This is a genomic window from Psychromonas aquatilis (assembly GCF_038155185.1).
Classification (GTDB): domain Bacteria; phylum Pseudomonadota; class Gammaproteobacteria; order Enterobacterales; family Psychromonadaceae; genus Psychromonas; species Psychromonas aquatilis.
In genome coordinates this window covers 1-238 of record NZ_JBAKAZ010000233.1, presented here as the reverse complement: position 1 = coordinate 238, position 238 = coordinate 1, and the positions used below count along the sequence as shown (strand labels likewise).

Here is a 238-nt window from a genome sequence, read left to right as displayed (position 1 = left end):
ATAAAAATGATCAATGAGCGTTTGCCAGGTAATTATACTAAAGAGTTTGATAATGGAAAACCTTTTATTTCTTATATTTTAAATTCTCTGCTGAAAGCTGAACATATAGATGTAATTTATGTTTATTGTAGTACAGAGAAAGTTAAAGGCTTCTTACCTGATGGTGTTAAATTTTTGAAAATAAGTGCTAACTTAGACTTAGAGTCTACAAAAATCAATGAAGTAATGACGGCATTTG

1 protein-coding gene is annotated in these 238 nt (G+C 28.6%); it reads left to right on the top strand.

Annotated features, from left to right (window positions below):
- A partial coding sequence (locus V6256_RS15425; protein ID WP_481133291.1) for a hypothetical protein occupies nt 1–238 on the top strand: 238 nt, incomplete at both ends.